The sequence below is a fragment of the Mycobacterium sp. 852014-50255_SCH5639931 genome (assembly GCF_001665605.1).
Lineage (GTDB): Bacteria > Actinomycetota > Actinomycetes > Mycobacteriales > Mycobacteriaceae > Mycobacterium > Mycobacterium paraffinicum.
The window spans coordinates 1-633 of sequence record NZ_LZSV01000045.1; the positions used below are offsets into that span (position 1 = coordinate 1).

The 633-nt window shown below is 64.5% G+C and carries 1 protein-coding gene; it reads left to right on the forward strand.

Features of this window, described 5'->3' with window-relative positions:
* A partial coding sequence (locus tag A5758_RS24535; RefSeq protein WP_156622781.1) for an MCE family protein occupies window positions 1–633 on the forward strand: 633 nt, incomplete at both ends.

Below are 633 nucleotides of genomic sequence, written 5' to 3' on the forward strand. Positions count from 1 at the left end.
GGGCTGGTGATGGATCCGGGCTCGAAGGTCACCTACAACGGGGTCGAGATCGGCCGGGTGGGCAACATCTCGGAGACGGTGCGTGACGGCAAGCCGGCAGCCAAATTCACGCTGGAGGTCTACCCGAGATACCTCTCGCTGATTCCGGCCAACGTGAACGCCGACATCAAGGCGACCACGGTGTTCGGCGGCAAGTACGTCTCGTTGACGACGCCGCAAAACCCGTCGCCGCAGAAGCTCAACCAGCACACGGTGATCGACGCGCGCTCGGTGACCACCGAGATCAACACCCTGTTCCAGACCGTCACCTCGATCGCGGAGAAGGTGGATCCGGTCAAGCTGAACCTCACGCTGAGCGCGGCCGCCCAGGCGCTGACCGGGCTGGGTGACAAGTTCGGCCAGTCGGTGGTCAACGCCAACGCGATCCTCGATGACGTCAATCCGCAATTGCCGCAGGCGCGTCATGACATTCAGCAGCTCGCCGGGCTGGGCGACACCTACGCCAACGCGGCGCCGGACCTGTTGGACTTCCTCAACAACGCGGTGATCACGTCGCGGACGGTCAACCAACAGCAGAAGGATCTGGACCAGGCGCTGTTGTCGGCGGCCGGGTTCGGCAACACCGGCGCCGAC